The sequence below is a fragment of the Psychroflexus sediminis genome, assembly GCF_900099815.1.
Lineage (GTDB): Bacteria > Bacteroidota > Bacteroidia > Flavobacteriales > Flavobacteriaceae > Psychroflexus > Psychroflexus sediminis.
The window spans coordinates 141,418-167,951 of the sequence record NZ_FNCW01000008.1 but is presented as its reverse complement, the minus strand read 5'-3'; the positions used below and the strand labels follow the sequence as shown (position 1 = coordinate 167,951).

The window sequence follows — 26,534 nt, the reverse complement described above, 5'->3', positions numbered from 1 at the left end:
CCCTCGAACTTGTGTTTGTTCCATTCTTGTCTATACCATAAGATCCTGTATCAAAGCTGTTGCTATCATATGTATGAGAATTATTAAGACCTCGTGAATAAATCAAAGCATCATTGAGATTAGTTCCTTTAATCACATTATTACTCAAAACCAAACAATCAGAACCCCCAAGAATATTGAAGATCCGGCCGTAGTAAACATTAGCCGTGTGGGTAAGGGTCATATTCTTAAAACTGATCCCATCGGCACCATTGATCTCGATTACAAAATCATTGTAGGCAGTAAAAGTATGTTGAAGAACCACATCGGTGTTCACTCCGCTTGCTGATTCAAAAACCACAGGAGTTTCACAACTGTTGCCTGGAAAATTTAAAAAACTCAATTTTTCATCATATATACCCGAACTTACCTTAAAGGTAACAGGCCCTGAGATCCCTATTGTATTTAATTCATCAATTGCCTCATTGAAAGTGTTGTAATTCTGGCCGGTACCAATTGTATAGGTTCCGTTAAGTTGGGCGGCTGTTTCGTTAACAAAAAATAAACTCAGAAGGAAAAATATTTTATTAAATATTTTTTTATCAATAAAATTCTTAAACGAAAAATGGGGAGAGAAAAGATTTAAAATATTCATGAGAGGTGTATTTAGATGAATGATATGTAATGTTGATCCACTTTAAGAAAACTATGAGGAGCCTTGAATTTTGGACCACATAATCCATAACATTAGGGAGTTAAGGAATTGGAGGAATACTTAATTTCAAGAAGCCGAGGTAAAACTATAACAACTAGTAATTGACTTCAATACCCTTTAAAGGGGATATTTAACGGCATAATAAGATAAAAGAGATTTTGCCTAGATAGCATTTCATTTAATTGGGGTATTCCTTACCTAGGTAGAGTAGAAAGTACTTGACGTTTTTTACAATAAATCGAAAAACTAAAACTAGAATTAGTTTTTTACATGGTAAGAAATAATCGAGTCAGGAGAAATATCATAAATACAATATCCAAATAAAAATTATTTTACAGTTCGATTTTTTCTGCCAATACCTTCGCAATTGCTTCTTTACCACAGTTCACATGAAGTTTCGTATAAATGTTTTTTAAATGAGACCTACAGGTTTCATATGCTATATACAGTTCTGAAGCAATATATTTTACACTGCAGCCTTTGATCAAATATTTAAGAACCTCTGTCTCCCTAGATGTAAGGTTATAATTTATCTTATCCTTAACAGAAGTGTGAAAAGAAGCCAATACTTTTCTAGCTATTGCGGGCGACATGGGAGCCCCTCCTTTTCTAACTTCATCAAGAGCTAGAATAAGCTTTAAAGGGGATGTTTTTTTTAGTATATATCCATCGGCACCAGCACAAAGACTTCTAAAAATTTTTTCGTCATCTTCAAATTGGGTATACATTAGAATAAATATTTCTGGATCTATTTCCTTAATAACCGGTATTGCCGTAATCCCATCTTTCCCTGGCATATCAATGTCAAGGATTACCAAATGCGGTCTAAGATCCAGAATGATCTCTTTAGCCTTTGAAACATGAGGAAAATTTCCGATAACAACATAGCTCTCACTAGTGTTTAGAAGGATTTCAAGCGACTTCCGTAATTGATGATTATCTTCAAAAATAACTAGCTTTATCTTCATTTTTTAAAATTATAAACAAATTTGGCTCTGCACAATCCCCTATAAGGGGGATAAATTATATTTTTAAAAACCTATCCACCTTATACCATTTTTTCTTATCAAAAGGAATCTTAATTTCTATTAGGGTTCCTTCATTCAGTTTTGAACAAATTTCTATATAACCGTTCCATTTCCTAACACGATTCTTTAAATTCGAAAGGCCGTTTCGGGATGTTTTTTGTTCCAGATTAAAACCTATTCCATCATCTTTTACAACAATTGAAAGCATTTTATTTTCTCTAAAAACTTTTAATTCGACTTGTTGAGCTTTCGAATGCTTTCTAATATTATTCACAAGTTCCTTGCAAATAAGAAGCAACTCACGTCTTTTTTGCATCCCCATATTGTATTTACCCAAATCCTCAGGAGTATTAATGACATAAGCAATGTTTGAACTTTCCATAATTTCACTTGTATGGCGCCTAATTTTGGCGATCACATCCAGGAGACTCTCATTTTGGTTATTAATATTCCATACGATCTCATCAAGTGCCTCCGTTGAAGCATAAATCTCACTATCAATTTTATCTAAAACTTTTAATACGGCGCGGTTTTTTTTAAATAGTGGTTGGGAAACGGCTGAAAGTAAATGTATGGTCGTTAGTCTTGACCCAAGATCATCATGTAAGTCAGAAGAAATCGTATCTTTTACCTTTTGAACTTCAAGAATCTGGTTCAAACGGATTTTGTAGATAGCGTATATTAGGGAAAGGAACAAACTGATTAAAAGTAATCTAAACCAGGTTTCCAGCCAGTAAGGCGTTGCTATTGAAATTCCAAGGCTTGTCACAGGAGTTTCTTCGGTAAGTGCATCTGTTAATTTTACCCGAAAAACATAATCCCCTGGTGCTAGATTAGTGTATGCAGTATATTTCCTCGTCCCGGCATGAATCCAATCTAAATCATACCCTTCAAGTTTATAAGAGTATTTTAATTTTTCAGAAGCTAAAAAGTTTAAGCCTGTATAATTTAATGCAACTGAATTTTGATTGTATCCAAGTTCTAGTCGATCTGTATACGTAATAGACTTTTCATTTTTAAGGGATATATTATCTACAGTTGCCTCATGAATAATAACCTTTATATCATTTTTTCTGGAAGGCAAATCTATAGGATTAAAATAATTCATTCCGGAAATACCTCCAAAAAACAAAATCCCTTCCTTGCTCTTATGGAAAGCGCCGGTATTAAATTCATTGCTTTGCAATCCGTTTTTACGGGTAAAAAGATCCAGTTTTTTTATTTCTATTTTGTCTTTTTCATTTTCAAAGGACAGGCTAAAGATTCCTCTGTTTGTACTGGCCCAAATTTTTTGGGAGCTTTCTGGAAGTATTCCATAAATCATATTATTAGGAAGCTCAGTATCGTCCGTAAATAATTGAACATTCCCCGATTTTAAATTGATTACCAATAAACCATTTCCCGAAGTACCTGCCCAAAGAAGGTCATTGGAATAATAAAGACTTTTGATCTCTACTTCATTAAGCTTATTAGCAATAAAATCCTGAATTAGAGGTTGAAAATGGGCCGTTTTTGTATTGAACAACTTAATGCCTTTTTTCTCGTAACCTACTGCTAGAAGAGAATCATTTATCCTGGCAATAGCCCGCACATTTTCCCTATCATTGCGGCTCTCAAAGTATTGTCCAATCATACCTTTTTCCCTGTGTATCAAAAGAAGTCCGGAAAATCTGGAGCCAGCCCAAACCGTATGTTTGTTTTCCTGTAAAAAACACCAAACGGTATCGTCTGGAAGTAAAAGATTATCCTGAATTGCTTCAGTTGTAAACCACTTTATAATTTTATCTGTTTTTCGATCAAATAAAATGGTGCCGTTACTTTGAGTTCCTATCCATAAATCATTTGCACCAAAGGAATGGAGGGCTACGATTCTATCATAATTATTAATCCCGTCTTTGTAGGGCTTTAAATGATAGGATTGAAAAGTATTTCCCGAGGGTTGAAATCTTGCAAAGCCATTTCCTGATGTCCCGTACCAAATGAAACCATCATCATCTGTTGTAATGGCTCTGATTTGTTCAATTGCAATATCTTCAGGAACATTATGGGTGGTTAAAATCTTAAAACTTTTAAATGATTCATCATAAAAACTTAAACCACCTCCATCAGTTCCAATCCAAATACCTCCTTTACTATCTGAATAAATAGACAATATATCCTGAAAACCAATGGAATGAGGATTTCTTCTGTTTGGCATAAACTGAGTGACCCGCTTTGAATACTTCTCCAATAAATAAAGACCATTCCCATATGTTCCTACCCAAAGACGCATTTTTGAATCGAGGAAAAGTGACTCTACGGTTAAGTCTCCAGGTATTTCCAATCCATCTCCCATCTTTAAAACCTTATGAAAATTTTCAGAATCCTTTGGTTTGCGAAATAAACCTTTTCCCAGTGATCCTAGCCAAATGTCTCCGTCAGAATCTTCGATTATGGCGTTGGAGTTAACCCCTTCCAGGTAACTTTTTAATTCTTCATCAAAGTATACATTAATACCATTTTTTGTTAAAATCCAGAATCTACCAGAATTATCTTTAAAAATTTTATTTATTTTACCTGAGACTATTTTATCACCAGCAGGTCCATTTGCGAAAAAATGCTGGATGACTTCAAAATTTTCATTGACGATATAAATGCCATTACTTTCAGTGCCCATCCAAATTCTTCCCTTTTTCTGAATAAATATAAAACTCAAGGGCGGAATTTTTATTCCTGATGATCCAAAATAATTAACAGACTTAAATTTTTCAGTAGCCAAATCCATTATTTCCAAATTCCCCCCCTTTGAAATAATCCAAAGAGTCTCTCTGTAAATGAGAAGTTTACCTAATTTTGAATTATCGGGATCGGTAATATCATCAAAAGATTTTGGAAAAATTTTAAATTCATTCCCATCATATCTATTCAAACCTTCCTGTGTAGCAAACCACATAAAACCCAGGTTATCCTGAGCAATATCGATAACGCTGTTTTGTGAAAGCCCATCATCGATGGTTATATTTTTAAAAACAATTTCCGGATCTTGAGGAAATGCAATGAGGCCACTACACAAAAAAAGATAAAGTAAAATAAGATTTTTTTGTTCCATACTTAAGAAACAACAGCGTATAAGGAAACCGTGCAATGTAAATATGAATAAATAAAATTAAAAAATGATCAAACAATTATTAAAATAAAAATGATTCCGTATATATTTTATTAATTACTAATCTTAAAATAGCAAAAAATACAATTATATTGTTAATTCCTCAAATCTGAATAGATTTTCCTAAAAGAATGCCAGATGCCGCTCACCCTTATTGATCCTGGGCTGAACTATCCATCGTAGAATAATTTTATTACCCCTTTTATTTCTTCATCTTTAAGTCTCTAAGCATAAACCACATTCTGAATCCTGTTCACGGGGAAATAACAAGTATTGTAATATTTGCATAATTTATCTTAAATTTATAATGATTAATTATTTTTAACATACATTTAATGTATTATTTCTATAAATGTACTACGTACAACCTAAACCATCTGAATTATGAAAATCTATCTTACAAAAATTTATCTTTTGATTCTACTTGTCAGCCTCCAATTCTTTCAAGCTAAGGCTCAATCTGTTCAGAATGCAGAGGTGGAGGATAAATTTATCAAACAGGCGAACACCGTATGGGCTGAAGGTGAATATGATAAAGCTATTATATTATACGAAAATATCCTGGACGAGAAGCCAGACCAATATATGCTTTATGAAAATCTTGTAAAAGCATACGCCTATTTAGGAATGTTCGAAACCGCTGAAGAAAGAGCAGGTGAGTTATATGGTCAATATCCAGACGATGCAATGATGATTGGAAGTGAAAAATGTCGCTTAGGGCTTATTTATACCATGCAAAACAGGAATGATGAGGCTTTAAGAGCAGTAGAGCAAATGATTGAAATTAGCGACCCTGCTAAGATATTCCCGGGGGCACCAACTTGTGCTTTCTTTTTTCAAACAAAAGCAGGGGAATACGAGAAAGCATCGGTAAATATTGAAAAACTTTTAAAGGTAGTAGAAAATGCCGGAACCTGGCGATATCTATTTTTAATGTATGCTGCTTACGTGCATGACAAACTGGGCGAGGCAGAAAAAAGCCAAAGGTATCTTTCAGAATTGAGACAGGGAATGGAAATGCTGCAAAGCAGCGGCGCTTTGCAATCGATAAATAATGAACAGGGGGCGGAGATATTTATATATATAGCTGATTATTATGCTTTTATAGGAGAAGATGAAAAAGCCATCGCCAGCCTTCAGCAACATCTTAATGCAGGAGGAAGACAGTATTACTGGATAAAGAATGTTTCTCCTTTCTCATCCGAATTAAAGGAGAATCCTGAGTATTTAGACATTCTTTCTAAAATGAAAGAGGACATTGACAGGATGAGAAGCAATATAGAAGCGCATAAATTCTAATTCTTAAGGAACAAATCTTTGGAAATAATCTCACAGGGCCTTTCCTATGTTAGGAAGGGCTTTTTTGTTTTGCTGAGACAGACGCATAAAATTAATTGGAAATTCATTATGATATTTTTAAGCCATATGTAGTAGCTTTAAATCCAGGGGTTTCATATTTTTATAGTGAAAATAAGATAAGAGCTATGACACATTTTAGAATGAATTCAATAAAACTGCTTCTTGCTAATCTTTTAGTAATAAGTATGCATTATACCGGACTTGCTCAGGATATTAGTCTAAACGTGATTGTAGAGGATATAGAAGAAAATACTGGCACTATTTACCTTTCTCTTCATGACAATGCAGAAAGCTTTCCAAGCAATAATGAAAAAGCGTTGAGAACAGCCCAAATTGAAAAGTTTGATTCTACTGCTGAAATCACTTTTAAAAATTTAAAGGAAGGTGAATATGCCATTTCAGTTTTTCAAGACTTAAACGGAAATGCCAAACTTGATACCAATTTTATCGGCATACCTAAAGAACCTGTTGGTGCGTCAAAACAGACATGGTTTGGAAGACCCAAGTTTTCAAAATGTAAATTCAGTTTGAAAAAAAATTCCACAATTAGCATTGAATACATGAACTAAAAAAGAGGTCTATTAAAATACCCCGTGATTTTGTCGGTTGATTAAAATAAGCATCCTTTCTATGTGATGAAACTGGTAATAACTTAGTTAATCCCCGTTCGGGAAATATCTGCGTAAATTATTATGCGACACCTATTTTTAGAACAAATTGCGTTTATGTTTTTTGAATTTGATCTCGTACTCATTTTCATTGGCCTCTTTCACTATGCTTTGAGTGATAAAATCAAGTTCACTGGCCGCTTCCTTTAGAAAAGAAATGGTTTTATAATTCGCATCGCTTTTTAAATTTTTAAGATCTAGTAAGTTGGATAGTCCTAAAATATTAGCCACAGGTTTTCTCAACTCATGAGAATGTTTCCAGGCGATTTGTCTAAAGGCATTGTTTTGATTGATTATTATATCTTGGTTTTGCTTAGCCATTGTCAAATCTTCAATGATCATTATAATGTTCAGATTGTCATCGTCCAGAAAACTGTTTAAACTAACACCTACCGTTAGGTCTTCATTGGCATTGTTTTTAAAAGTACGAAAGTGATTCACCCTTATTTTTTTAGGATTTTCGGTGACGTAATTATCAATTAGTCTTTTATATTTTTCTTCAAGATGTTTGGGGAACAGGAGATCCAATTTTTTACCGACTATATCACAAATTGAAAATCCAAAGACAAGCTCAAATTCGGTGTTGACAAAATTGATGGTTTGTTCAGCATCCAAAATAAGCAGGGGGTGAGGAATAGACTCTATGGTCTTGGTCAGCTTTGTCTGAAACTCTTTAAGTTTCAGATTATTATGCCCAGGCCCGGTAATGTCAAAGCCAACGCATAGAATACCAACAGCTTGTTGATTTTCATCCAGCATAGCTGAAAACTCCCACTGTGTCCAGTTATAGCCTTTCCCATTTGGTAAAGGTTTTCTGAGTTCGACAGGAAAACAATGCTGCGGATGGGAAAGACACTTAATGACTGTTTCTTTCGTTTTTAAGTATTCCTCCGGATGCATAGTTATAGTGGAGTGTTTACCAATAAAATCATTGGTAATAAATGAAAACCGATTTTGGAATGCAGCATTCACAAAAATATAATGACCGTCTAAATCTGTTACAACAACATCATAAAGTTTAGAATTTTTGAGAGATTGAGGTATATGGTTGATAAGAATATCATTTTGCATTTATATGTATTTAAGTGAAGTAAAAGCTCACTCATTATTAAACAAATGTAAATAAAAACGAAAAGACAGCAACAAACGGCAACAAAGAATTATGATATCAAAATGAATCACAAGACAATTTAAATCCGTTTTAGCTCTCTTTAATTCTGTCTCATAAAAGCTGTAGGATAAGCCTCAGCATAGGGAGACCAGATTTCATAAATAGGCTGCCCTTTGGAACTTTGCCCTTTATGATGCCACTTCCCATCGATGATTTCAAATGCGAAATTCAGATCGGCTCCTACCCTGTTTTCATCTCTAGAAAAAAAAGTGATGTGCTCTACGTAGTTTCCCTCTTTAGCGGAATATTTTCCACCTCCTGAAGCCATAAAAGTTTTGGTGGCTGAATTAAAAGCTACCCACTGAAAGCGATTAGCGTTTAAGATTTTAATCGTTCTACGATCTCCAGGAGTCATTTCATTCATCTTATCGCCTCGTTTTCTTCCAGTAATCACCCAGTTTCCAGATAGTTTATCCTCTTCCTTAGATAATCGCTGCCATACTTTGATGTGATTGTCATCAGAAATTTTGAGCTTAGCCTCATCAATCCAGGAAAGTTTATATGCTCTTTCTTCGTTAATTTTAGAAGCATCGTAAGTATCAAAATCTCTTTTTTCGATAAGCTTGCCATTTTTTATTTTATACTCGCCTCCAGCAGCTCCTAGAAAAGAATTATCTGCTAAGGTTTTAGATCCTAGGGCAAAATAATTTTCTGTGACAATTTTTATAACTTCCCTGTCAGTAACAGCTTCATCATTAAGACTTATTAAGCGCCATGAACCTTCAATAGATTGAGCTGACATCAGGTTTACAGAACATAGTATACCAATAATGAAACATAAGCTTTTCATAGTGCTTGTATTTGGTTGTTTCTATAAAGATACATTTTTAGTCGAAATTTATATTTTGAATTTCTGAAGTGCATTTTAAATTTTTAAATAGCATTCCTCATCTATTCCAGGGTTTTATTCAACCACTCTTTAATATAGTTCAAAACTTTTGGCGATATGGTTTGTTCAATCAGCTCGTATTCTGTAGAATCTCCGGTTTCGCTCTCCTGAAACAGATGGTTGAGATTTTCAAACTCTTTAATCTCAACTTTAGCATTTCCTCCTTTTTTAATTTCTGCTTCAATGGCTGCAAGGTTTTCTTCAGAAGAAACTTGAACGTCTTTACTTCCGCCAATAGCAAGTACAGGACATTGCACCATGCTCAGATAAGTAGAGGGCCGATTTCTTAAAAGACCTAAAATTTCTTTACTCGAAATTTGTTCAACCATCATGGAGAGCTGTTTTTCCATTATCATATCTGAGTAATTATCTGTCAAAAATTGAGAAAGTTCATTTTTAAACTGGTCTCCTCCTGAATTTGTTTTTCTTATAAATTCATAGGTTTTCTCAAAGATTTCATTGGATTGTTCTATTTGAGCATCACTAAGCCCTCTCAATTTCAATAAATCTGCTCTCTGCTGTAACATCATTTTATCTCCATCTATGCCTGGAGCTGCCAATAGAACTAAAAAAGAAATATCTTTTTTTATGGCCACTCTAGGTGCTATAATGCCTCCCATGCTATGCCCCAAAAGGCCTATTTTCTTAGAATCTACATCTTGTCTGGCCTTCAGAAAATCAAAGGCTGATGCTACATCGTTAACAAAATCATCAAGTTCTGCATCCTGAAACTTACCCTCAGACTCACCGATTCCCCTTTCATCGAATCTCAATACACCTATTCCACTTTGAGTCAGTTCGTGAGCTAAAAGTAAAAATGGCTTATGTCCCAGTATAAAGCTATTCCTGTCCTGTGGTCCACTACCGCTAATCAGTATAACTAAAGGATATTGTCCTTCCTTTTTTGGCAAAGTAAGCGTCCCGGCAAGGTTTATACTATCTTTTTTATTTCTGAAAACGACTTCTTCTACATAATAGTTAAAGGGTGGCCGAGGTTCCTGAGGTCGGTTTTTGGTTAAATCTGTACGTGAGAGTGTTAGTTCTATACTTAGACCATTCTGATTGAAATTACCCAGAATAGTATCATTACCCGCTAACCGGCCTCTATATTGAATGCCCAAGGGTTTTAAATCTACAAAAAACAAAGAGTCCTTATAGGTGGTGGAGGTAGATTTAAAATCGCTGAGGCCTTGTAGAGGCACACTAAACATCGAAGCTAATCCCTTTTCAGTCTGATAAACTTTGAAATTTACATTTACAGAAGTTCCTGCGTAGGTCAATTTTCCAGACCAGTCCCCGACCACTGCTTGCCCAAAACCGAATAATGACATGAATAAGGCAATGAAAGTGATTGAATAAGTTTTCATAAAATAATAGTTTTAATGTAAGTTGATAGTTTTGGAGTCTCCATCTTCAGGAATCCACACCTTTTGACTAAGTTTTTGTTCCTTGAATCTTAATTTTAAGTCTTCCCTCCTAGTCGGACAGTGATTCAAGGCTTCCAGGTGATTGCAAATCGTTGTTCCAAGATTCAGGTTGGTAAATCTGAGGATATCGTCTACTGTCATCAGAATGGGTTCATAGGCATCCAGTTGAGCAGAACCGCAGGGAATAACAGAGATATCAGGTTGATAATCCACCAGCACTCTGGCCACCTCATCCGTCAAAATAGTATCTGAGGCTAAATATAAACCCGGCTCATTCGGCATTTTGATATAAAATCCTGTCACATTCCCCATCAACTCAGCTACTTTGCCATAACCGTGACGCGCAGGAATTCCCTCAATCGTTCCACCCAAAAAGGCCCGGGGCTTGTTGTACTCCAGTTCCAGGACTACGTTCAGGCCCTTTTCTTTCAAATCTTTGGCATCCATAACACTACAGGTGACCGGAAGGTTGTTTTCTATTAAAAAAGAAATACCTGGCTCATCCAGATGGTCTGCATGCTGATGAGTTAGGAGCACATGGGTAACTTTTTGCAATAAAAATTCGGTATTTTCAGGAAGCTTTACCAGCGGATTTCGTACAGGAGGAAAACGCTCTTTGGTAAATGCCTCAATCGTTCCCACCTCGCCAAGCATGGGATCTACCAGAATAAAATCATTTTTTGTTTGAATAACTGCAGTTGCATTTCTCAGGTGATGATAGGTCATTATGCTGATTTTGTTTGGAATTTGCTTAATGTTCAAAGATAATTCAACTTTGTTTATAAAGATATCTTGATGCTATTGCTTTTATTTGCAGAAAATCTAAACGATGTCAATCCTCATTAAGGCCTTAAGTTCATCTGAAGTAAACTCCCTGGCAGACTTAAGTGTGAAGACCTTTGTAGAATCACACGGCCACAGTGCCAAACCTGCAGATATTCAGAAGTATACCCAAACCCATTTCAACACAGAGACCTTGTCTGAAGCTTTACTAAATCCGCGTATTTTTTTTAGTAAAATTTATGTGGACAATCAACTCGCAGGCTATTCGAAACTGATTTTGAACGAATCGCATCCCGCTACTGAACTCTCCCCTGTCGCCAAATTTGAAAGGCTTTATCTTCTAAAGGACTTCTATGGCCTTGGACTTGGTGAAGAACTTCTCAGGCACAATCTGGACCTTGCGAAATCCCAGGACCAAAAAGCCTTATGGCTTTTCGTCTGGACCGAAAATGAAAAGGGACTTAAATTTTATCAGAAAAATGAATTTAAAGTCATTGGTCAGCATGATTTTAAAATCAGTGACAAGCACTCCAACCCCAATTATGTGATGTTAAAGGTGATTTAGCCAAAAAAAAAACGAACCGCAAAAGAGTGTTTCCTTCCACGATTCGTTTTCCGATCTGTCGTAGTGTTCGATTAATCCTTATCGTAACCTTCAGGTCGCTTCCATCTTACCGGGGCTTCCGGTTCAGGCTGCAATTCAAATTCTTCGGTTTCTAAAAGCCTTAAAGCTTCTTCTACAGCTTTTTGCAACTGTATATCTATGCCTTTCAGGGCATATTTTGGAGCATCTATGACTTCAATATCTGGTGCTACACCCACACCTTCCACGGCCCACTCTCCTTCGGTGTCATAAAAACCACCCCGGGGAGCCACCATTCTTCCTCCATCTATAAAGCGTGGTGTATCCCAGGTCCCGACTAAACCACCCCAGGTCCGGGTTCCAACTAAGGGACCAATCTCCTTTTTCCTGAACATATAAGGCAGTAAGTCACCGCCGGAACCCGCTCGTTCATTGATAATCATCACTTTTGGGCCCCATATGCCGGCAATAGGTGTTGTCCATGGACGATGATCTCCAACTTTAGAGTTGAAATAACCCATAGGTTCTCGGGTCAAAATATCAATCATATAATCGGCTGCAGAACCTCCGCCATTGTTTCTTTCATCCAGGACCACCCCTTTTTTATCCTGCTGTGCAAAATAATACCGGTTGAAACTTGTAAAACCCGGATTACTCGTATTAGGGATATACACATAAGCCAGCTTACCCTCAGATAGCTCACCTACCTTTCTCCTGTTGCTTTCTACCCAGTCTATATAGCGAAGGTCATTTTCACTCCTTACAGGCTTCACATAAACTCTTTCTGCGCCGGATTTTGACGGGACTCTATTTACCAGTACAGAAACCGTTCTGCCAGCCGTTTGGGCGAAATGTTCATAAATATTATCCTGGGCCGAAATAGCACTGCCATTCACTTCTAAAATATAATCTCCCGCCTTGACTTCTTGTCCTGTTAAACCCAAAGGTGCATTTAAATCAGGATTCCAGTGTTCGCCATCATAGATTTTACTGATTTTATAAAAGCCGTTTTCAATTTCGAAATCAGCACCCAGCAAACCGACGGGAACGCGTTGTACATCCGGCATATCTCCTCCAGATACATACGAATGACCAATGGCCACTTCACCGCTTATGATATCCACCAGATAATTCAAATCTGTCCTGTGATTCACGTGTTTTACCCAGGGCTGGTACCAGCTGTAAATCTTATCCCATGGCGCACCATGTACATTATCCACATACAGAAAATCGCGCATAAACCGCCAGGCTTCCTTGAAAATCTGAGCGTATTCAGCCTGAGGTACGACATGCATTTTGGCAGAAACCGATAAGTTATCTTCAGGCTTTGCTTTTCCTTTCGTGTCGGTAATCGCCCAGGAACCTCCCTTTTGAAACAGTGTATAGTCCCCGTTTTTGGAAAGCACCATCTGACTTACACCCGCTTCAAAATCTTCCGCCTTTTCCTTTTTGACATCATAGCTGTGCACTTTTAAACCGCTTTGATTCGGAACGGATTCGGCGATAAAGAGCTGCTGTTCTTTCGAACTTAGGATGAACTGATAATTACGTACCGGTAAGTCTAAGGCTACTACTCTGTTTTGAATATTCTCGAAATCAATGTTTACAAGGGTCTCTTCTTTCTTTTTGTCTTTATCATCCTCGGCCTTTTCCTTTTCCGGTTTTTTGATTTCTTCTTCGTCACTTTCAGGTAAATTTGGAGCCTGTCCGTCCGCACTTAAAACAGTGGCATACAAAGCTCTGTTTACAGACGGATCGTAAGAACTCATGTCTAACCAGCCTGAACTCAAACCATAGTCGGTGCTGGCCAGAAAATACAAATATTTCCCGTTTTGATCCCATTGAGGCGAGGTAGCATCGACCAGAGGATCGGAGACCTGATGCGTTTTTTTAGACTGCGTATCATAAATAAAGATGGCTTTAAAATGGCTGTTTTGCTGCTTTTCATAAGCGATAAATCGGCTGTCCGGGGACCAGTTAGGATTGAGGGTCCGGTTAGGATGTGCATAGCGATCTGTGTCCGCTTTTATAACTTCGCCATTTTCTAAATTGACATACCACAGGTTATAGTCAGTATCGGTATAGCTAATTAATTTTCCATCTGGCGACCAGTCTGGTGTGAAATAGAAGGTAGGATTTTTAAGCGCGTAGGCTCTTTTATTTTCACCAAACTGATTGGCAACGACCAGCTCATATTCTCCACTGGCATCAGAAAACCAGGCGATTTTATCGCCCTGGGGCGACCAGATTGGAAACCGGTCGGCCACACCGCTGCTCTGCGTAATATTTCTCCAGCTTCCCTCCTCTTTGGGAAAGGTAAAAATATCCCCTCTATGTTCAAAAACAGCGCGTTTGCCCTTAGGAGAAAGGTTTGGGTTACTTACATTTCCCGAGGTGACCTCTTCCCAGCGTTCTCTGCTGAAGTTTAAATCTCCCGCCACATTGATAGCTAATTGTGTAGTTGTTTTATCCTTTATATTCAGGCTATGCAAATACCCCCCCTGCTCGTACACAATCTGATCTCCAAAAGCATCCAGACTTTTGATGTCAAATTTTTTATGAAACGTGATTTGCTCTTCTTTTTGAGAGGCCATGTCATAACTCCAGATGTTATTCACATAATCGCGTTCGGATAAGTAATACACTTTTTGTCCAACCCAAACCGGGTCAAGATGCCTTTCCCTGTCTAGCTGGGGAGTTCTCGTCAACTCGTGATTTTCTAAATTCAATATCCAAATGGGCATAGCCTGTCCTCCCCTGTAATTTCTCCATTCCGGATCCCAGGACGTGATGGGCGTGTAAGCCAGGTAGGTTCCATCAGGAGAAACTTCTCCATAGGAAGCTCTGATATCGACCAGGGGTTCAGGAAAACTGCCCTGCATAGAGACCGTAAACAACTGAGACGTTTTGGTAGGATGTGCTTTCCTTCCTGTGCGAAATAAAACCTCTCCTTCAGGAGTCCAGCCCTGAACATAATCTCCACCCGGGTGATACGTCAGCCGTTTTGGAGACCCCCCTTCTGCAGGAATGACATACACGTCGGTATTACCCCCATATTCGGCACTAAAGGCAATCCATTTTCCATCATCAGAGAAATGAGGAGAAGATTCATAACCTGCATTGCTGGTCAGGCGAATGGCATCTCCACCGGTAAGTGGTGCTTTCCATAAATCGTTGGCATAGACAAAAACCACATGCTCTGCCGATAAAGTGGGCTGTCGCAAAAGCATAGTCCCCTGACAAAAAGTTTGAATTGAACTAAAAACTAGCATCAGAACTAAAAATAGGTTCTTCATAAGGATGTGCATAAAAATTTAGGACTCTAATTTATAAAAATGAAATCAAAACCTTGAAGATTCTAATTTCATTTTCAATTTATGAAAACAGCCTGGTTAAATCTTAAATAGTTTGCTATCCGTGAGATTATTCTATAAGTTTATCCAAACAATCAAAAAAAGACCTATGAATATTCTTAGAATTATATTTGCGATCATACTTCCTCCGCTTGGCGTTTTTCTTACCGTTGGCATCCGTGGAGCCTTCTGGCTCAATATTTTACTTACCATTTTAGGATTTGTTCCGGGTATTGTGCATGCCATTTGGATCATCGCTAAAAACGATGAAAAAAGCGTTTAAGCGCTAATCAGCAGATCTATTTACTGATATTTTACTTCATTAAAGCTTAGACTATACTGTTTTATTATTTTTAATTTAAATTGATCTGGCGTTGCCGATTACTTTTCATAAAACTATATTTGTGACATGGAACATTTTGTTGTCTCTGCTAGAAAATACAGACCGGAAACTTTTGAAGACGTCGTTGGACAGAAAGCGATTACCAACACATTGCTCAACGCCATTAAGAATGATCATCTGGCTCAGGCCCTGCTTTTTACAGGACCCAGAGGAGTGGGGAAAACATCCTGTGCGAGAATTCTTGCCAAGAAAATTAACCAGGATGCTACAGATGATGCATCCACAGATTTTGCCTTCAATATTTTTGAACTGGATGCGGCTTCCAATAATTCTGTAGATGACATTAGAAATCTTACCGATCAGGTGAGAATTCCTCCGCAGACTGGAAAATATAAAGTCTATATCATCGATGAGGTACACATGTTATCTCAGGCAGCTTTTAATGCCTTTTTAAAAACACTGGAAGAACCACCCAAGCATGCCATTTTCATTTTAGCGACTACAGAAAAGCATAAAATCATTCCTACTATTTTGTCGCGCTGCCAGATATTTGATTTCAAACGAATTACCGTTAGAGACATCAAAGAGCATTTAGCTGAAATCGCTAAAAAAGAAGGGGTTAATGCAGATGAAGATGCACTTCACATCATTGCTCAAAAGGCGGATGGAGCCATGCGCGATGCCTTGTCCACCTACGACAGGGTCGTCAGTTTTAGCGGGAATAATTTGACGCGTGAAGCGGTTACAGAAAACCTGAACGTTTTGGATTATGAAACCTTCTTCAGAACCACAGATCTTTTACTTGAAAATAATATCCCTGAAGTTCTGATTTACTTTAACGAAATTCTGGCTAAAGGCTTTGATGGACAGCATTTTATCGCTGGATTAGCTTCGCATTTCAGAGATTTACTGGTGTCCAAAAATCAACAGACCATTGCTTTACTGGAAGTTGGTGAACGCACCAAAACCAAATACTTTGAACAATCTCAGGCCACTTCATATCCTTTTTTACAAGAGGGTATTGATTTAGCGAACAGCTGTGATTTCAATTACAAACTGAGTCAAAATCAGCGTTTACATGTGGAGCTTTGTCTCATGAAGCTGGCTTCGCTTTCGGATCTTGACTCCCCCGAAAAAAAAAAGACTAAACACCACATCTTAAGTCCGAGAGAGGTTGAAGAAGCGTCTTCGCATTTTTCGGAAGTAACTAAACCCCAGCCTATTCCATCAGAACCAGCCGAAAAGGCATCAGAGAAACCTGATGCAGAGCTGAAAGAGAAGTTGTCAGAAGCTACTCCAGCTCCGGACGTTAAGCCTACTCAGTCTGAAGCTCAAAGCTCATCTGCTGAAGACATTAAGTTAACGGAGACAAAACCTGCCTCCGAGACACAGTCAGGCAAATCAGAAGAGGTTCAACTCGCGGAAGAACCCCGGGAAAAAATCAATCCCCTGCTGAAGAATCTTCCCAAAAAGGTAAACGGTCTCTCTATCAAGAGCATTCAGGAAAAGAAAAGACTTAAGGAACAACTAAAAAAAGACAAGCCTGAAGAAGAGCAATTGACTTCGGAATTTAATGAAGAGGATATGCTGAACGCCTGGAACGATTTTATTCAGGTCTTGAGAAATAACGGAAGTAAAATTGTGGCTTCGGTGATGGGAACGGCCAGACCAAAACTCGACGGAGTTGTAATAAAACTTGAACTTCCCAATGATTCCATGAGATTGAATTTGCTTCAGGACCAGGGTGATTTGATGACTTATTTGAAAGACAGGCTTCAAAATACATCGATAAGCCTCGACATTTCTGTCAATCATAAGTCTGAAAAGAAATATGTTTATACACCACGAGAGAAATTTGAAAAATTGTGTGAGAAAAATCCAAATCTGGAATTATTGAGAACCACTTTTGATTTAGATATATAAAGATTATGCTTGGACTTAAATTACCTACAGACCCGCGATGGGCAAACATCGCTGAAAAAAATATAGATGAGATTCTTATAGATCATGCCTATTGCGAGCAAAAAGCCGCTTCTACAGCCATTTCCCTTATCGTGTCTTTTCCTGAATACACCGAACTTGTGACTGCAATGACCGAACTGGTTCAGGAAGAAATGAGCCATTTTAAAATGGTACATGACCTTTTGAAAGAAAAAAATATTCCTTTGGGCAGAGATCGAAAAGACGATTATGTGGCTCGTTTGGTTACTTTCTTCCCCAAAGGTGGCAGCCGACAGACTCAGCTTGCACATCGTCTGCTCTACGCTGCCCTGATAGAAGCCAGGAGTTGTGAGCGTTTCAGACTTTTGTCTGAAGAGTTGAGCGACGAAAAACTGAGACGGTTTTACCGAAAACTGATGATCAGCGAGGCAAATCATTACACCATGTTTTTAAGATTTGCCAGGCAGTATCACGATGTTGAAGAAGTAAACCAAAAATGGTCGGACTTGCTGGATTATGAAGCCGAAATTCTGGAGTCTTTCCAGTCTGGAGCTTCGGTACATGGGTAGTGGTGAGCCTGCCTGCGTTCCTTGGCAAAGGCAGGTGGTGAGTGGAATTTATTTTGGAATTAAAAGCATCGCATTCGATTTAATTTCAAATAAAAAAATCAGAGTAAAACGAACTCAATTAAAAGCTATTCCACTCTGACTTTTAGGATTCAATATTCGTTATTCAGCATTCCCTAAGATTACTCATCAAAAACATTAGTGTACTTCCCATCAGAGGTTTTAAAGATATCTCCTTTGACATATCTATAGTGATTGCCCAGGCTGCTGAGTTTTTTCATATCGTCGGGATCTAAACTCACCTTTTGACTTTCGAAATTTTCTTCGATTCTGTCTTTATGGACAGATTTTGGAATGGTAGCCACATCTCTTTCAGAATGAAAACTGATTAAGATTTGAGCTGGTGTTGCGCTGTGCTTATCGGCAACTGCTTTTACTACCTTATTATCCAAAAGCGTTGGCTCATCATCTGCTTTCATCTCCTCGGTCCGATCCTGGCTGCCAAGTGGAGAGTAAGCTGTCACTAAAACCCCATTATCATGGCAAAACTTCACCAATTCTGCCTGTCGTAAGTAAGGATGAGATTCAACCTGATTCATTTCAGGAACAAAATCGGTTTCTTTCATCAGCTGACTTAATTTTTTCTGACTAAAATTGGAGACTCCAACGTGCTTAACCAAGTTATGGTTTTTAAGATCCACCATTGCTTCCCAGGTTTCTTTGAGAGGTACTTCTTCCAAAGAAAGAAATCCGTCATCAGACTCAGGAAAGCCTTCTACATCAGATTTGAAAGCTACCGGCCAGTGCATGAGATACAGATCTAAATAATCGAGCTGTAAATCTTTAAGGCTTTTCTCCAAAGCTGGTTTTACATCTTCTTTACGGTGAGCATTATTCCAAAGTTTAGACGTTATAAAAACGTCATTTCTTTTGATGTTACCCTCCTCAAAAATCTCTTTTAAAGCTTCCCCTACTTCTTTTTCGTTACCATATATCGCAGCGCAATCTATGTGCCTGTAACCAGTTTTCAAAGCATGTTTCACAGCCTTTTTGACTTCACCAGGTTCAGATTTCCAAGTCCCTAAACCTATAACATCTAGTTGATCGTTGTTATTGAATTTTAAAGTTTTCATGATTTTATGTTTTGTTTAAATTTAAATTCAAACAAGCTAGTATCAAAAATCATTTGACTTTTTAGTTTAGATTTAACTATCTGTTTTTATTCCTTTTTGTTTTTGGCACTATAACGACGCTGTTCGTTAAGCGATTCATGCGCCTTAATCTCACTTTCTGGAATGACTTTTAAGAATGAAGGATGTTGCTCAATGGCAAATTCAATCTTTTCGATAATGCTTTCTATTTCTTCATTGTCATAATCTATTTCCAAAGGTTCTTTGATCACCATAGACTGAAGAATATTTCGTTTTTTGATACGAATCCCTTTTTTATCAAAGGATCGTCTAAAACCATCTATGACGATCGGAATCACAATAGGTTTATATTTCTTGATGATGAAAGCAGTACCTTTTCTGATGGGTTTCCAGGGTTTGGTCGTACCCTGCGGAAAGGTAATCACCCAGCCATCGTCCAGTGCTTTTCCAATATTGGAAATATCACTCATTTTCACCTGCCGATTAACACTTTGACCGTCTGCTCGCCAGGTTCTGTCAATACTTATAGATCCCGCATAGGCCAGTATCTTTGGCAGCAAACCCTTTTTCATGGTTTCAGCAGCAGCTACATAATAAATATTCAGTTTGGGATCCCATAAATAGCCAACATTTTTGATGTTATCATCTCTACCACTCAAGGAAGCATTAAACACATGGTACATGGCCACGACATCGGCAAAGTAGGTTTGATGGTTGGATACAAAGAGAACATTCCTGTCCGGTAGATTTTTTATAATGGAAGAGCCTTCGATCTGAAGATCATTAAAACCTTGATAACGCTGATGAGTAAGTCCACCCATGATCCTGATCAGCCATTTTTTTAAAATTAAATAATGTCCAAAAGGATTTTTTTTGAATAAGCCCATGTTTCAAATATTGATTAACAAATATACAGATTTATAGACTTATGTTAATCTTGAAAAGAGTTCTCTTATTTCGCTTAAAATCATAGCAGTAGCTCCCCAGACCACATGTCCATTGAAATTATAAGCCGGGACTTCTACATTTTTAGCATAAGACGCATCGATAATTTCAGTATGGAAATTGCTTTTATCCAGGCAAACAGAAAGCGGAATTTCAATGAGATTTTCAACTTCACTTTGTTGCAGAACAAAAATAGGTTCTACCTCTACAATACTTAAATAAGGATGTACCAAAAAATTGGAAGGAGGTATATATAGTTGTGTCAGGGGTTTTATGATTTGTATAGCCGTGGAGGAAACCCCGATTTCTTCTTCGGTTTCTCTCAAAGCCGTCTGCATCAAATCCTTATCGACTTCTTCATACCTTCCTCCTGGAAAACCTATCTGATTGGAATGCACTCCTTTGTAAGTTTTTCTTAAGATAAACGCCATAAAAGCTTCACCGTTTTTCGGGTATAAAAGCGAAACCACTCCGGCATATTTTGGATCCTTTTCAGTTAAATCGATACGCTGAAGCTCATCTTGTCTAAATAGGGGTGCGAGTTGATAGTGAAAAGATTCGCCAGGAAGTTCTATTTTTTTTAATTTTGAAACCAAATTCGTTAATGATGAAAAATCCATTCTTTTTTTTATGTCTATTAGTTGCCTTTATCGCCTGTAAAGAAAACAAAGATAATTCAACTACAAAAAGTGAAGTAAAGAAAGATACTATAGTAGAAAAAGTTGAAGTCCAAATCCCATCAAATGGCAAAACTGATCGAGATTTATCTCAGATAGAATTTGTGGAGCAAGAAGAGTTGATTCCCTTTCTGAAAGCCTATGGAGAAAACAATCCCGAAACAATAGTAGATGTGGAAACAGAATTTGGAACCTTTACCATAGAGCTTTTCCCTGAACCTATTCTCCATCGTGCTAACTTCTTAAGGTTAGCAAAACTCGGTTATTTTGACACGTCAGTATTTCATAGAGTTGATAGTGATTTTGTTGTCCAGGGAGGGAACAGCGACAGAATGGCGACTCACCAATTCAGAAGAGCCGTTGGAGATTATTTAATTCCTAATGAATCTATTTCTAAATATCCCCACGATTACGGGATGGTTTCTGCTGCCAAATATGCCGAACAAAATGTAAGTAATGCCTCGTCTCCATTCGAATTTTTTGTAGTAACCAAACCGGACGGAGCCTATCATCTTGATGGTAAACACACGGTATTCGGTAGAATTATTGATGGTATGGAGGTGATAGAAAAAATCGATGACTTGGAGACAGACGACAGTGAATGGCCGCTTAAAAATGTGGGTATGGATATGAAAGTGGTGAGATAAATTCACCAATAATCTTCAATATCCTCATCTTTTTTATACACCGAAGGAAGGGACAACTTAAAAACCACCGCTGAAAGCCTCACAAGGATAACCACAAATCCGGAAAATATAAAAATAAGACTTAAAGGCAGGTTCAATTTTAAAAAGACAAAGTAACTAAATCCGCCCAAAATACAGGCCGTGGCATAAATTTCCTTTCTGAATATTTGAGGAATTTCATTACACAGAATATCCCGAATCACACCTCCAAAACAAGCACTAACTGTACCCAAGGCAATGCAAATTATAGCGGGAAGTCCTTCTGCAATTCCCTTTTCTACTCCAGCCACTGTATAAAGCCCTATACCGAATGTATCGAACAGGAAAAGGGATTTCCTTAAATAAAAGAGTTTTTTTCTAAAGAAAACAGCTAAAACAGCAGTTATGATGATGACATACACATAAGTAAGGTCCTGCATCCACATCACGGGTACTCCTAATAAAACATCTCTTAAAGTTCCTCCTCCTACAGAAGTCACAAAGGCTATTATAAATATGCCAAAAGCATCCATTCTTTTCTTCAAGGCAGAAAGTACTCCCGAAATAGAGAAGGCAATCACGCCAAGAATGTCAAGTATAAAAGTATATTCCATTAATGCGTGCTATAGTATTGATAGTCTTTCAATACAGTTTGTATAAAAGTTATTGGGGACTGTTCGGTTTTTATCTGAAGTTGGCTTGCAACTTTATCGGCTAGCTTAACTAGTATAGAATGCTCACTATTCTTTTGAGCTTTTTCAAAGATGGATTTAATCCGCCTCAGGTCTTTATCTTTTAAAGTTGCCACTTGCGGATACTGCGGGCGATAAGAATCATCGATGTCGAATAAGGGCATGCTTTTAAAACCTGTTTTTCGACGTTCTGTGATAACCGTAGTCTTGGCAGCAATATCCCCTAAGCGCTGCCCTTTCCCGTTCATTAATATAGTCACGATAGCCAGGGCGCCACTCACTAAACTTATTTCTACAATTCTCAGCAGCCATCGTATCAAGTACCCCGAAAACTGGGGCTTAGATCCGTCAAGATTCACAACCCTTAAGCCCAGGGAGGCCTTGCCTACACTTTGACCATTCAAAAAGGTTTCCATAAGAAGATGGTACATAAAAGGAGGTAAACCAAGCACCAGGGAAGTTGCCATGCTTTCAAACGGAGAGACATCCATCAGGCCAGTCATAATAGCAGCAGTAGCGAGAATATAAGCCATAATTACAATAAAATCTATGAGATATGCCAAAATTCTATCCCATACTGTAGCCACACGTTGTTGAATCTTTACATTTTGTGCGGTTTCGATTTGAAAATGACTCATAGATTGTGTTTCTTTGGATAAATTATAAACAGATGCGAGAGGCGGCTTTTGTCAAGCAAAATAAAGACAAATGGTTAAAATTTGAAAGGCTTGTGCAAAATAATATGGGGATTTCTCCCAGTGAACTTTCCAAACTCTATGTTGAGCTGACGGAAGACCTCAATTATGCGCAAACTTTTTATCCCAACAGCGAGACTTTAGCCTACCTGAACGAACTTTCAGTAGGAGTGCATCAAAAGATATACAAGACCAAAAAAGAATCCAAAAACAAGATTTATCAGTTTTATTGTAAAGAATTTCCCTTGTTTTTCTACCAACATCGCTCAACTTTACTATTGGCTTTTCTGTTATTCTTAGGTTTTAGCGCAATTGGAGCCTATTCTGCAGCTTCAGACGACGGGTTTGTCAGGCTGATTTTGGGAGACGCTTATGTAAATTCTACCTTAGAAAATATCGAAAAAGGAGATCCTATGGCGGTTTATAAGAAAGCTAACCAAACCGATATGTTTCTGGGAATCACACTCAACAACATAAAAGTGGCCTTATTTGCTTTCGTCGCAGGAATTCTTGCTGGATTAGGGACTATCTATATAGTCTTACAAAACGCCATTATGCTGGGTTCGTTCCAGTATTTTTTTTATGAGCAGGGCCTGCTCTGGGAATCGGCCAGAACCATTTGGATTCACGGCACTATAGAGATTTCGGTTATCATTGTAGCAGCCTGTGCTGGACTGGTCATGGGGAAAAGCCTTCTGTTTCCAAAAACTTATACCCGTTTACAATCTTTTATTCAGGGCGTCAAAGCTGGACTTAAAATTGTAATCAGCACTATTCCCTTTTTTATTATTGCAGGGTTTTTGGAAGGATTTGTGACTCGGCTTACTGGAATGCCAGACTGGTTAGCCATTTCAATCATTTCACTATCCCTGATTTTAATCATTTATTATTATGTTATTTTACCTCACCTAATTTATAAGCAACATGCAAAACAACTACATCAACTTTAAAAAAGAGCGTGATCTTGGCGCTATTATTTCAGACACCTTCATGTTTATTAGAGAAGAATATAAACCGATTTTCAGGCTTTATCTCAAACATGTGGGCTGGCTTTTACTCCTCGTTGTAGCCGCAAGCACATATTATCAGTACCAGTCGCTCAGTTTTACCGGGAATATCTTAGAAGGTGGTGCAGAAAATTTTCTTTTTGAGTTAATATCAACCTCCGGTATTGCTCTTTTACTCATGTTATTAAGCTCCCTGGCTTATTCTGCATTAAGCATAACCACCATCAATAGCATCATAAAGAGTTATGTCAAGAACGAAGGCGTGATCAAAGACGAAGAAGTCAGCCAGTATATAGGGCTGTTTTTCTCCAGAACACTCGGCAGTTTTGTCGTGTATATTGTTCTGATTTTTATCGGTTTTCTCTTATGTATTCTTCCAGGAATATATTTATTTGTTCCGCTTACTTTGATTTTTCCCATCATCGTATTTCAGGAAAAATCATTTTCAGAGGCTTTTTCAGAATGCTTTAAACTCATCAGGCAAAATTGGTGGATTACATTTGCCACCCTGCTTATCATTACCATTCTGGTTTCACTCATCAGTGGATTATTCTCCATACCCCTGGTTGTGATAAGTGCCTTAGAAACTTTCACTTCATTGCAGGAAGGTGCAGGAACACCTGGTACGGCAAACTTAGCCAGCAATTGGTTATACATGACTCTATATGTTTTGGCCTCTTTAGCCCAGTATATTTTGGGTTTGGCCACCCTTGTCAGCATCGCCTTGATTTATTTCAACCTTAATGAATTTCACAATAAAACAGGAACTTTAGAAGATATAGACCGTATTGGAAGTTAAATCAAGTCCATATTATTATTCACTCGCTCTCCTTTTTATTCTGAATTTAATAGGGACTGACTCGCTATGGGCTTCTCCTTATTTTCAATCTGGCGATAGTATAGAAAGCCGCCGGGAAGTGATCGAATTTGATGAATCTCTTATCGAAGCTTATCAGGCAGATGAGGCTTATAATTACTTTAAAAATGTGCGAGAAGAATCTGCCTGGGAAAAATTCAAGCACTGGCTAAGCCTGCAGTGGAATAGATTCCTGGAATGGCTGCTGTCGGGAATTTCTGAAGGAAACTTTTGGAATTATATGGCTTTAGTTTTAAAAATACTTTTAATCCTCGGTTTAGGCCTGCTCATCGCCTGGCTTTTCAATAAGTATTATGTCGTCAGTCAAAAATCACCTCCAGCAGATCAAAGCGAACTCAATTTATCTGAAGATGAGCGCTTAATTCAGCAAAAGGATTTATCCACTTTAATTGAAGAAGCAGAATCTGAAGGGAATTACAGACTTGCTTCTCGCTATTTGTTTTTGAATATTCTGAAACATTTGAAAGACTATAATTTCATCGAATATCAATTTCAGAAAACCAATACAGATTATAAATCTGAAATCACTCAGCAAGACATCCGGTCAGATTTCTCTTACGCCTCCAGATTCTATGAATTTGTATGGTATGGTGATTTTAAACTCGGAGTGACGGATTTTAAAGCCGCTAAAATGCGTTTTGAAAATTTGATCCGCAACATCCATAACAGCAAAACTCATGGATAAAAAAACGAAAGGCTTGCTATGGGGACTTTTTGGACTTGTCATTCTGGTGATGATCATGGACAAAACAGCCGACGAGCCTACAGACTGGTCGGCGAGTTACGTGCATACCGATGATAGAGCGCTGGCGACCGAAATTTTTTATAAAGGTTTGCAGACGGTCACCTCAGATATTGAGCATTTTAAGAAATCTCCTTTTCAAATATTTCAGGATAGCCTACAAAAATCAGGCACCTACTTTTTCCTGAACAATTTTGTCAACTTGACCGATGAAGAAAGCAACGCACTTTTAGAATGGGCAGACTCTGGAAATACGGTATTCATCGCTTCTGAAGGTGTTCCTAAATTACTTTTAGACACTTTGGATTTAGAAGTTACTTTTCATGTCAGCAATTCTGAAATTGAATACCAGCCCAGCTTCAATTTGATAGAAAAACTTCAAAAACTACCCCAATTTAAAACCTCAAAAAAAGCCTTTGAATACCTTTATTTTTCTGAAATAGACTCAGCAACAACAAAACCCCTCGGCCTTGTAAAAGCCAAAAATGCTGAACTCGACAAGGCAAATCACACCAATTACATTCAGGTCGACTGGGGAGAAGGAAAATTTCTTCTGCATCTCGCCCCGCAAATCTATACCAATTATTTTATGGTAGATGGAACTAATAGCGATTATACAGCTCGCACTTTGGGTTACCTGAATTTAAATCAGCCTTTATTTTGGGATGCTTATTATAAATCCGGGAAAGAAAGGATTACCAATCCTTTGTATTATTTACTTTCCAATCCTTATTTAAAATCAGCTTATTACCTTATTATTTTCACATCGCTGTTGTTTGTGCTTTTTGGAGGAAAACGAAAACAACGCCCCATCCCCATTATTCCGGCAGTTCGGAACCGGTCTTATGAGTTTACTCAAACCATCGCTGGGATGTACCTGGATAAAAAAGACCACAAAGCCATCGCTCAAAAACAGATTAAAAGCTTTTTGGAACACATCAGGTCTGCCTATCATCTATCCACACATGATATTGATTCGGCATTTCTAAAAGATCTGTCTTCCAAAACCGCTAAAGATTATGAAGACTTAAAAACATTATTTCAGTATATTGAACACATCAATACCTCTGAAGTCGTCAGTGAGGACGAATTAAAAACCTTAGATACTAAAATTACAACTTTCAACAGCTAGA

Annotated in this window: 24 protein-coding genes; 11 read left to right on the top strand and 13 right to left on the bottom strand. The window is 37.7% G+C overall.

Going from position 1 to position 26,534, the window contains the following annotated elements; genetic code table 11:
- From BLP81_RS09425 to BLP81_RS09415, 3 genes are all read right to left on the bottom strand, one after another.
- On the bottom strand, positions 1-634 hold a 634-nt coding region (locus BLP81_RS09425), incomplete at its 3' end, for a hypothetical protein (RefSeq protein ID WP_218118875.1).
- A gap of 392 nt (positions 635-1,026) precedes the next feature.
- Positions 1,027-1,662, bottom strand: a complete 636-nt coding sequence (locus BLP81_RS09420) for a response regulator (RefSeq protein ID WP_093368214.1) — start codon at positions 1,660-1,662, stop codon at positions 1,027-1,029.
- Positions 1,663-1,717: 55 nt separating this feature from the next.
- Entirely contained in the window at positions 1,718-4,810 is a 3,093-nt protein-coding gene (locus BLP81_RS09415; RefSeq protein ID WP_093368213.1) for a sensor histidine kinase, read from the bottom strand.
- Between the two features lie 441 nt (positions 4,811-5,251).
- On the opposite strand from BLP81_RS09415, the gene BLP81_RS09410 reads away from it, so the two are divergent.
- The gene (locus BLP81_RS09410) at positions 5,252-6,166 is read left to right on the top strand and encodes a tetratricopeptide repeat protein (protein WP_093368212.1); all 915 of its coding nucleotides are present in this window, start codon (positions 5,252-5,254) and stop codon (positions 6,164-6,166) included.
- A 95-nt stretch (positions 6,167-6,261) separates the two neighbouring features.
- On the top strand, positions 6,262-6,795 hold the full coding sequence (locus BLP81_RS09405) for a DUF2141 domain-containing protein (protein WP_093368211.1): 534 nt from the start codon (positions 6,262-6,264) through the stop codon (positions 6,793-6,795).
- A gap of 138 nt (positions 6,796-6,933) precedes the next feature.
- Here BLP81_RS09405 and BLP81_RS09400 read toward each other — a convergent pair whose 3' ends face one another.
- The 4 genes from BLP81_RS09400 to BLP81_RS09385 form a co-directional block, all read right to left on the bottom strand.
- Positions 6,934-7,965 (bottom strand): PAS domain-containing protein, encoded by a 1,032-nt coding sequence (locus tag BLP81_RS09400; protein WP_093368210.1) that lies wholly within the window; start codon positions 7,963-7,965, stop codon positions 6,934-6,936.
- Positions 7,966-8,105: 140 nt separating this feature from the next.
- Positions 8,106-8,855 (bottom strand): hypothetical protein, encoded by a 750-nt coding sequence (locus BLP81_RS09395; protein WP_093368209.1) that lies wholly within the window; start codon positions 8,853-8,855, stop codon positions 8,106-8,108.
- Between the two features lie 101 nt (positions 8,856-8,956).
- Positions 8,957-10,321 carry an alpha/beta hydrolase family protein gene (locus BLP81_RS09390; RefSeq protein ID WP_093368208.1) on the bottom strand — a complete coding sequence of 455 codons (1,365 nt, stop codon included), beginning with the start codon at positions 10,319-10,321 and terminating at the stop codon, positions 8,957-8,959.
- Between the two features lie 12 nt (positions 10,322-10,333).
- The gene (locus BLP81_RS09385) at positions 10,334-11,107 is read right to left on the bottom strand and encodes an MBL fold metallo-hydrolase (protein ID WP_093368207.1); all 774 of its coding nucleotides are present in this window, start codon (positions 11,105-11,107) and stop codon (positions 10,334-10,336) included.
- A gap of 103 nt (positions 11,108-11,210) precedes the next feature.
- Between BLP81_RS09385 and BLP81_RS09380 the strand changes: the two genes are divergently transcribed.
- Entirely contained in the window at positions 11,211-11,729 is a 519-nt protein-coding gene (locus BLP81_RS09380; RefSeq protein WP_093368206.1) for a GNAT family N-acetyltransferase, read from the top strand.
- Positions 11,730-11,800: 71 nt separating this feature from the next.
- Here BLP81_RS09380 and BLP81_RS09375 read toward each other — a convergent pair whose 3' ends face one another.
- Positions 11,801-15,043 (bottom strand): S41 family peptidase, encoded by a 3,243-nt coding sequence (locus BLP81_RS09375; protein ID WP_093368220.1) that lies wholly within the window; start codon positions 15,041-15,043, stop codon positions 11,801-11,803.
- Between the two features lie 166 nt (positions 15,044-15,209).
- Here BLP81_RS09375 and BLP81_RS09370 point away from each other — a divergent pair, with 166 nt between their 5' ends.
- The 3 genes from BLP81_RS09370 (at position 15,210) to miaE (ending at position 17,953) form a co-directional block, all read left to right on the top strand.
- The gene (locus BLP81_RS09370) at positions 15,210-15,383 is read left to right on the top strand and encodes a YqaE/Pmp3 family membrane protein (protein WP_093368205.1); all 174 of its coding nucleotides are present in this window, start codon (positions 15,210-15,212) and stop codon (positions 15,381-15,383) included.
- 126 nt (positions 15,384-15,509) lie between these two features.
- The gene (locus BLP81_RS09365) at positions 15,510-17,366 is read left to right on the top strand and encodes a DNA polymerase III subunit gamma/tau (protein WP_093368204.1); all 1,857 of its coding nucleotides are present in this window, start codon (positions 15,510-15,512) and stop codon (positions 17,364-17,366) included.
- Between the two features lie 5 nt (positions 17,367-17,371).
- Positions 17,372-17,953 carry a MiaE family protein gene (gene miaE, locus BLP81_RS09360; RefSeq protein WP_093368203.1) on the top strand — a complete coding sequence of 194 codons (582 nt, stop codon included), beginning with the start codon at positions 17,372-17,374 and terminating at the stop codon, positions 17,951-17,953.
- 179 nt (positions 17,954-18,132) lie between these two features.
- On the opposite strand, the gene BLP81_RS09355 is transcribed toward miaE, so the two are convergent.
- The 3 genes from BLP81_RS09355 to BLP81_RS09345 form a co-directional block, all read right to left on the bottom strand.
- A complete protein-coding gene (locus BLP81_RS09355) occupies positions 18,133-19,083 on the bottom strand; it encodes an aldo/keto reductase (RefSeq protein WP_093368202.1) in 951 nt (316 codons plus the stop codon).
- Positions 19,084-19,169: 86 nt separating this feature from the next.
- Positions 19,170-19,988, bottom strand: a complete 819-nt coding sequence (locus BLP81_RS09350; protein ID WP_093368201.1) for a lysophospholipid acyltransferase family protein — start codon at positions 19,986-19,988, stop codon at positions 19,170-19,172.
- 39 nt (positions 19,989-20,027) lie between these two features.
- Positions 20,028-20,666 carry an NUDIX hydrolase gene (locus tag BLP81_RS09345; protein ID WP_093368200.1) on the bottom strand — a complete coding sequence of 213 codons (639 nt, stop codon included), beginning with the start codon at positions 20,664-20,666 and terminating at the stop codon, positions 20,028-20,030.
- Between BLP81_RS09345 and BLP81_RS09340 the strand changes: the two genes are divergently transcribed.
- Positions 20,654-21,370 (top strand): peptidylprolyl isomerase, encoded by a 717-nt coding sequence (locus BLP81_RS09340; RefSeq protein ID WP_093368199.1) that lies wholly within the window; start codon positions 20,654-20,656, stop codon positions 21,368-21,370. The genes BLP81_RS09345 and BLP81_RS09340 overlap by 13 nt on opposite strands.
- A gap of 2 nt (positions 21,371-21,372) precedes the next feature.
- On the opposite strand, the gene BLP81_RS09335 is transcribed toward BLP81_RS09340, so the two are convergent.
- On the bottom strand, positions 21,373-22,002 hold the full coding sequence (locus tag BLP81_RS09335; RefSeq protein ID WP_093368198.1) for a trimeric intracellular cation channel family protein: 630 nt from the start codon (positions 22,000-22,002) through the stop codon (positions 21,373-21,375).
- Positions 22,002-22,718, bottom strand: coding sequence for an RDD family protein (locus tag BLP81_RS09330; protein ID WP_093368197.1), 717 nt, complete (start codon positions 22,716-22,718; stop codon positions 22,002-22,004). The genes BLP81_RS09335 and BLP81_RS09330 overlap by 1 nt, the downstream gene beginning before the upstream one ends.
- A 32-nt stretch (positions 22,719-22,750) precedes the next feature.
- Here BLP81_RS09330 and BLP81_RS09325 point away from each other — a divergent pair, with 32 nt between their 5' ends.
- The 4 genes from BLP81_RS09325 to BLP81_RS09310 are packed head-to-tail and all read left to right on the top strand — an operon-like array spanning position 22,751 to position 26,533.
- Positions 22,751-23,725, top strand: a complete 975-nt coding sequence (locus BLP81_RS09325; RefSeq protein WP_093368196.1) for a stage II sporulation protein M — start codon at positions 22,751-22,753, stop codon at positions 23,723-23,725.
- Positions 23,700-24,581, top strand: coding sequence for a hypothetical protein (locus BLP81_RS09320; RefSeq protein WP_093368195.1), 882 nt, complete (start codon positions 23,700-23,702; stop codon positions 24,579-24,581). The genes BLP81_RS09325 and BLP81_RS09320 overlap by 26 nt, the downstream gene beginning before the upstream one ends.
- Positions 24,571-25,344 carry a hypothetical protein gene (locus tag BLP81_RS09315; protein ID WP_245686442.1) on the top strand — a complete coding sequence of 258 codons (774 nt, stop codon included), beginning with the start codon at positions 24,571-24,573 and terminating at the stop codon, positions 25,342-25,344. Before BLP81_RS09320 ends, BLP81_RS09315 begins: the two co-directional genes overlap by 11 nt.
- On the top strand, positions 25,337-26,533 hold the full coding sequence (locus BLP81_RS09310) for a DUF4350 domain-containing protein (RefSeq protein WP_093368194.1): 1,197 nt from the start codon (positions 25,337-25,339) through the stop codon (positions 26,531-26,533). Before BLP81_RS09315 ends, BLP81_RS09310 begins: the two co-directional genes overlap by 8 nt.
- The last annotated feature ends 1 nt before the right edge of the window (position 26,534 follow it).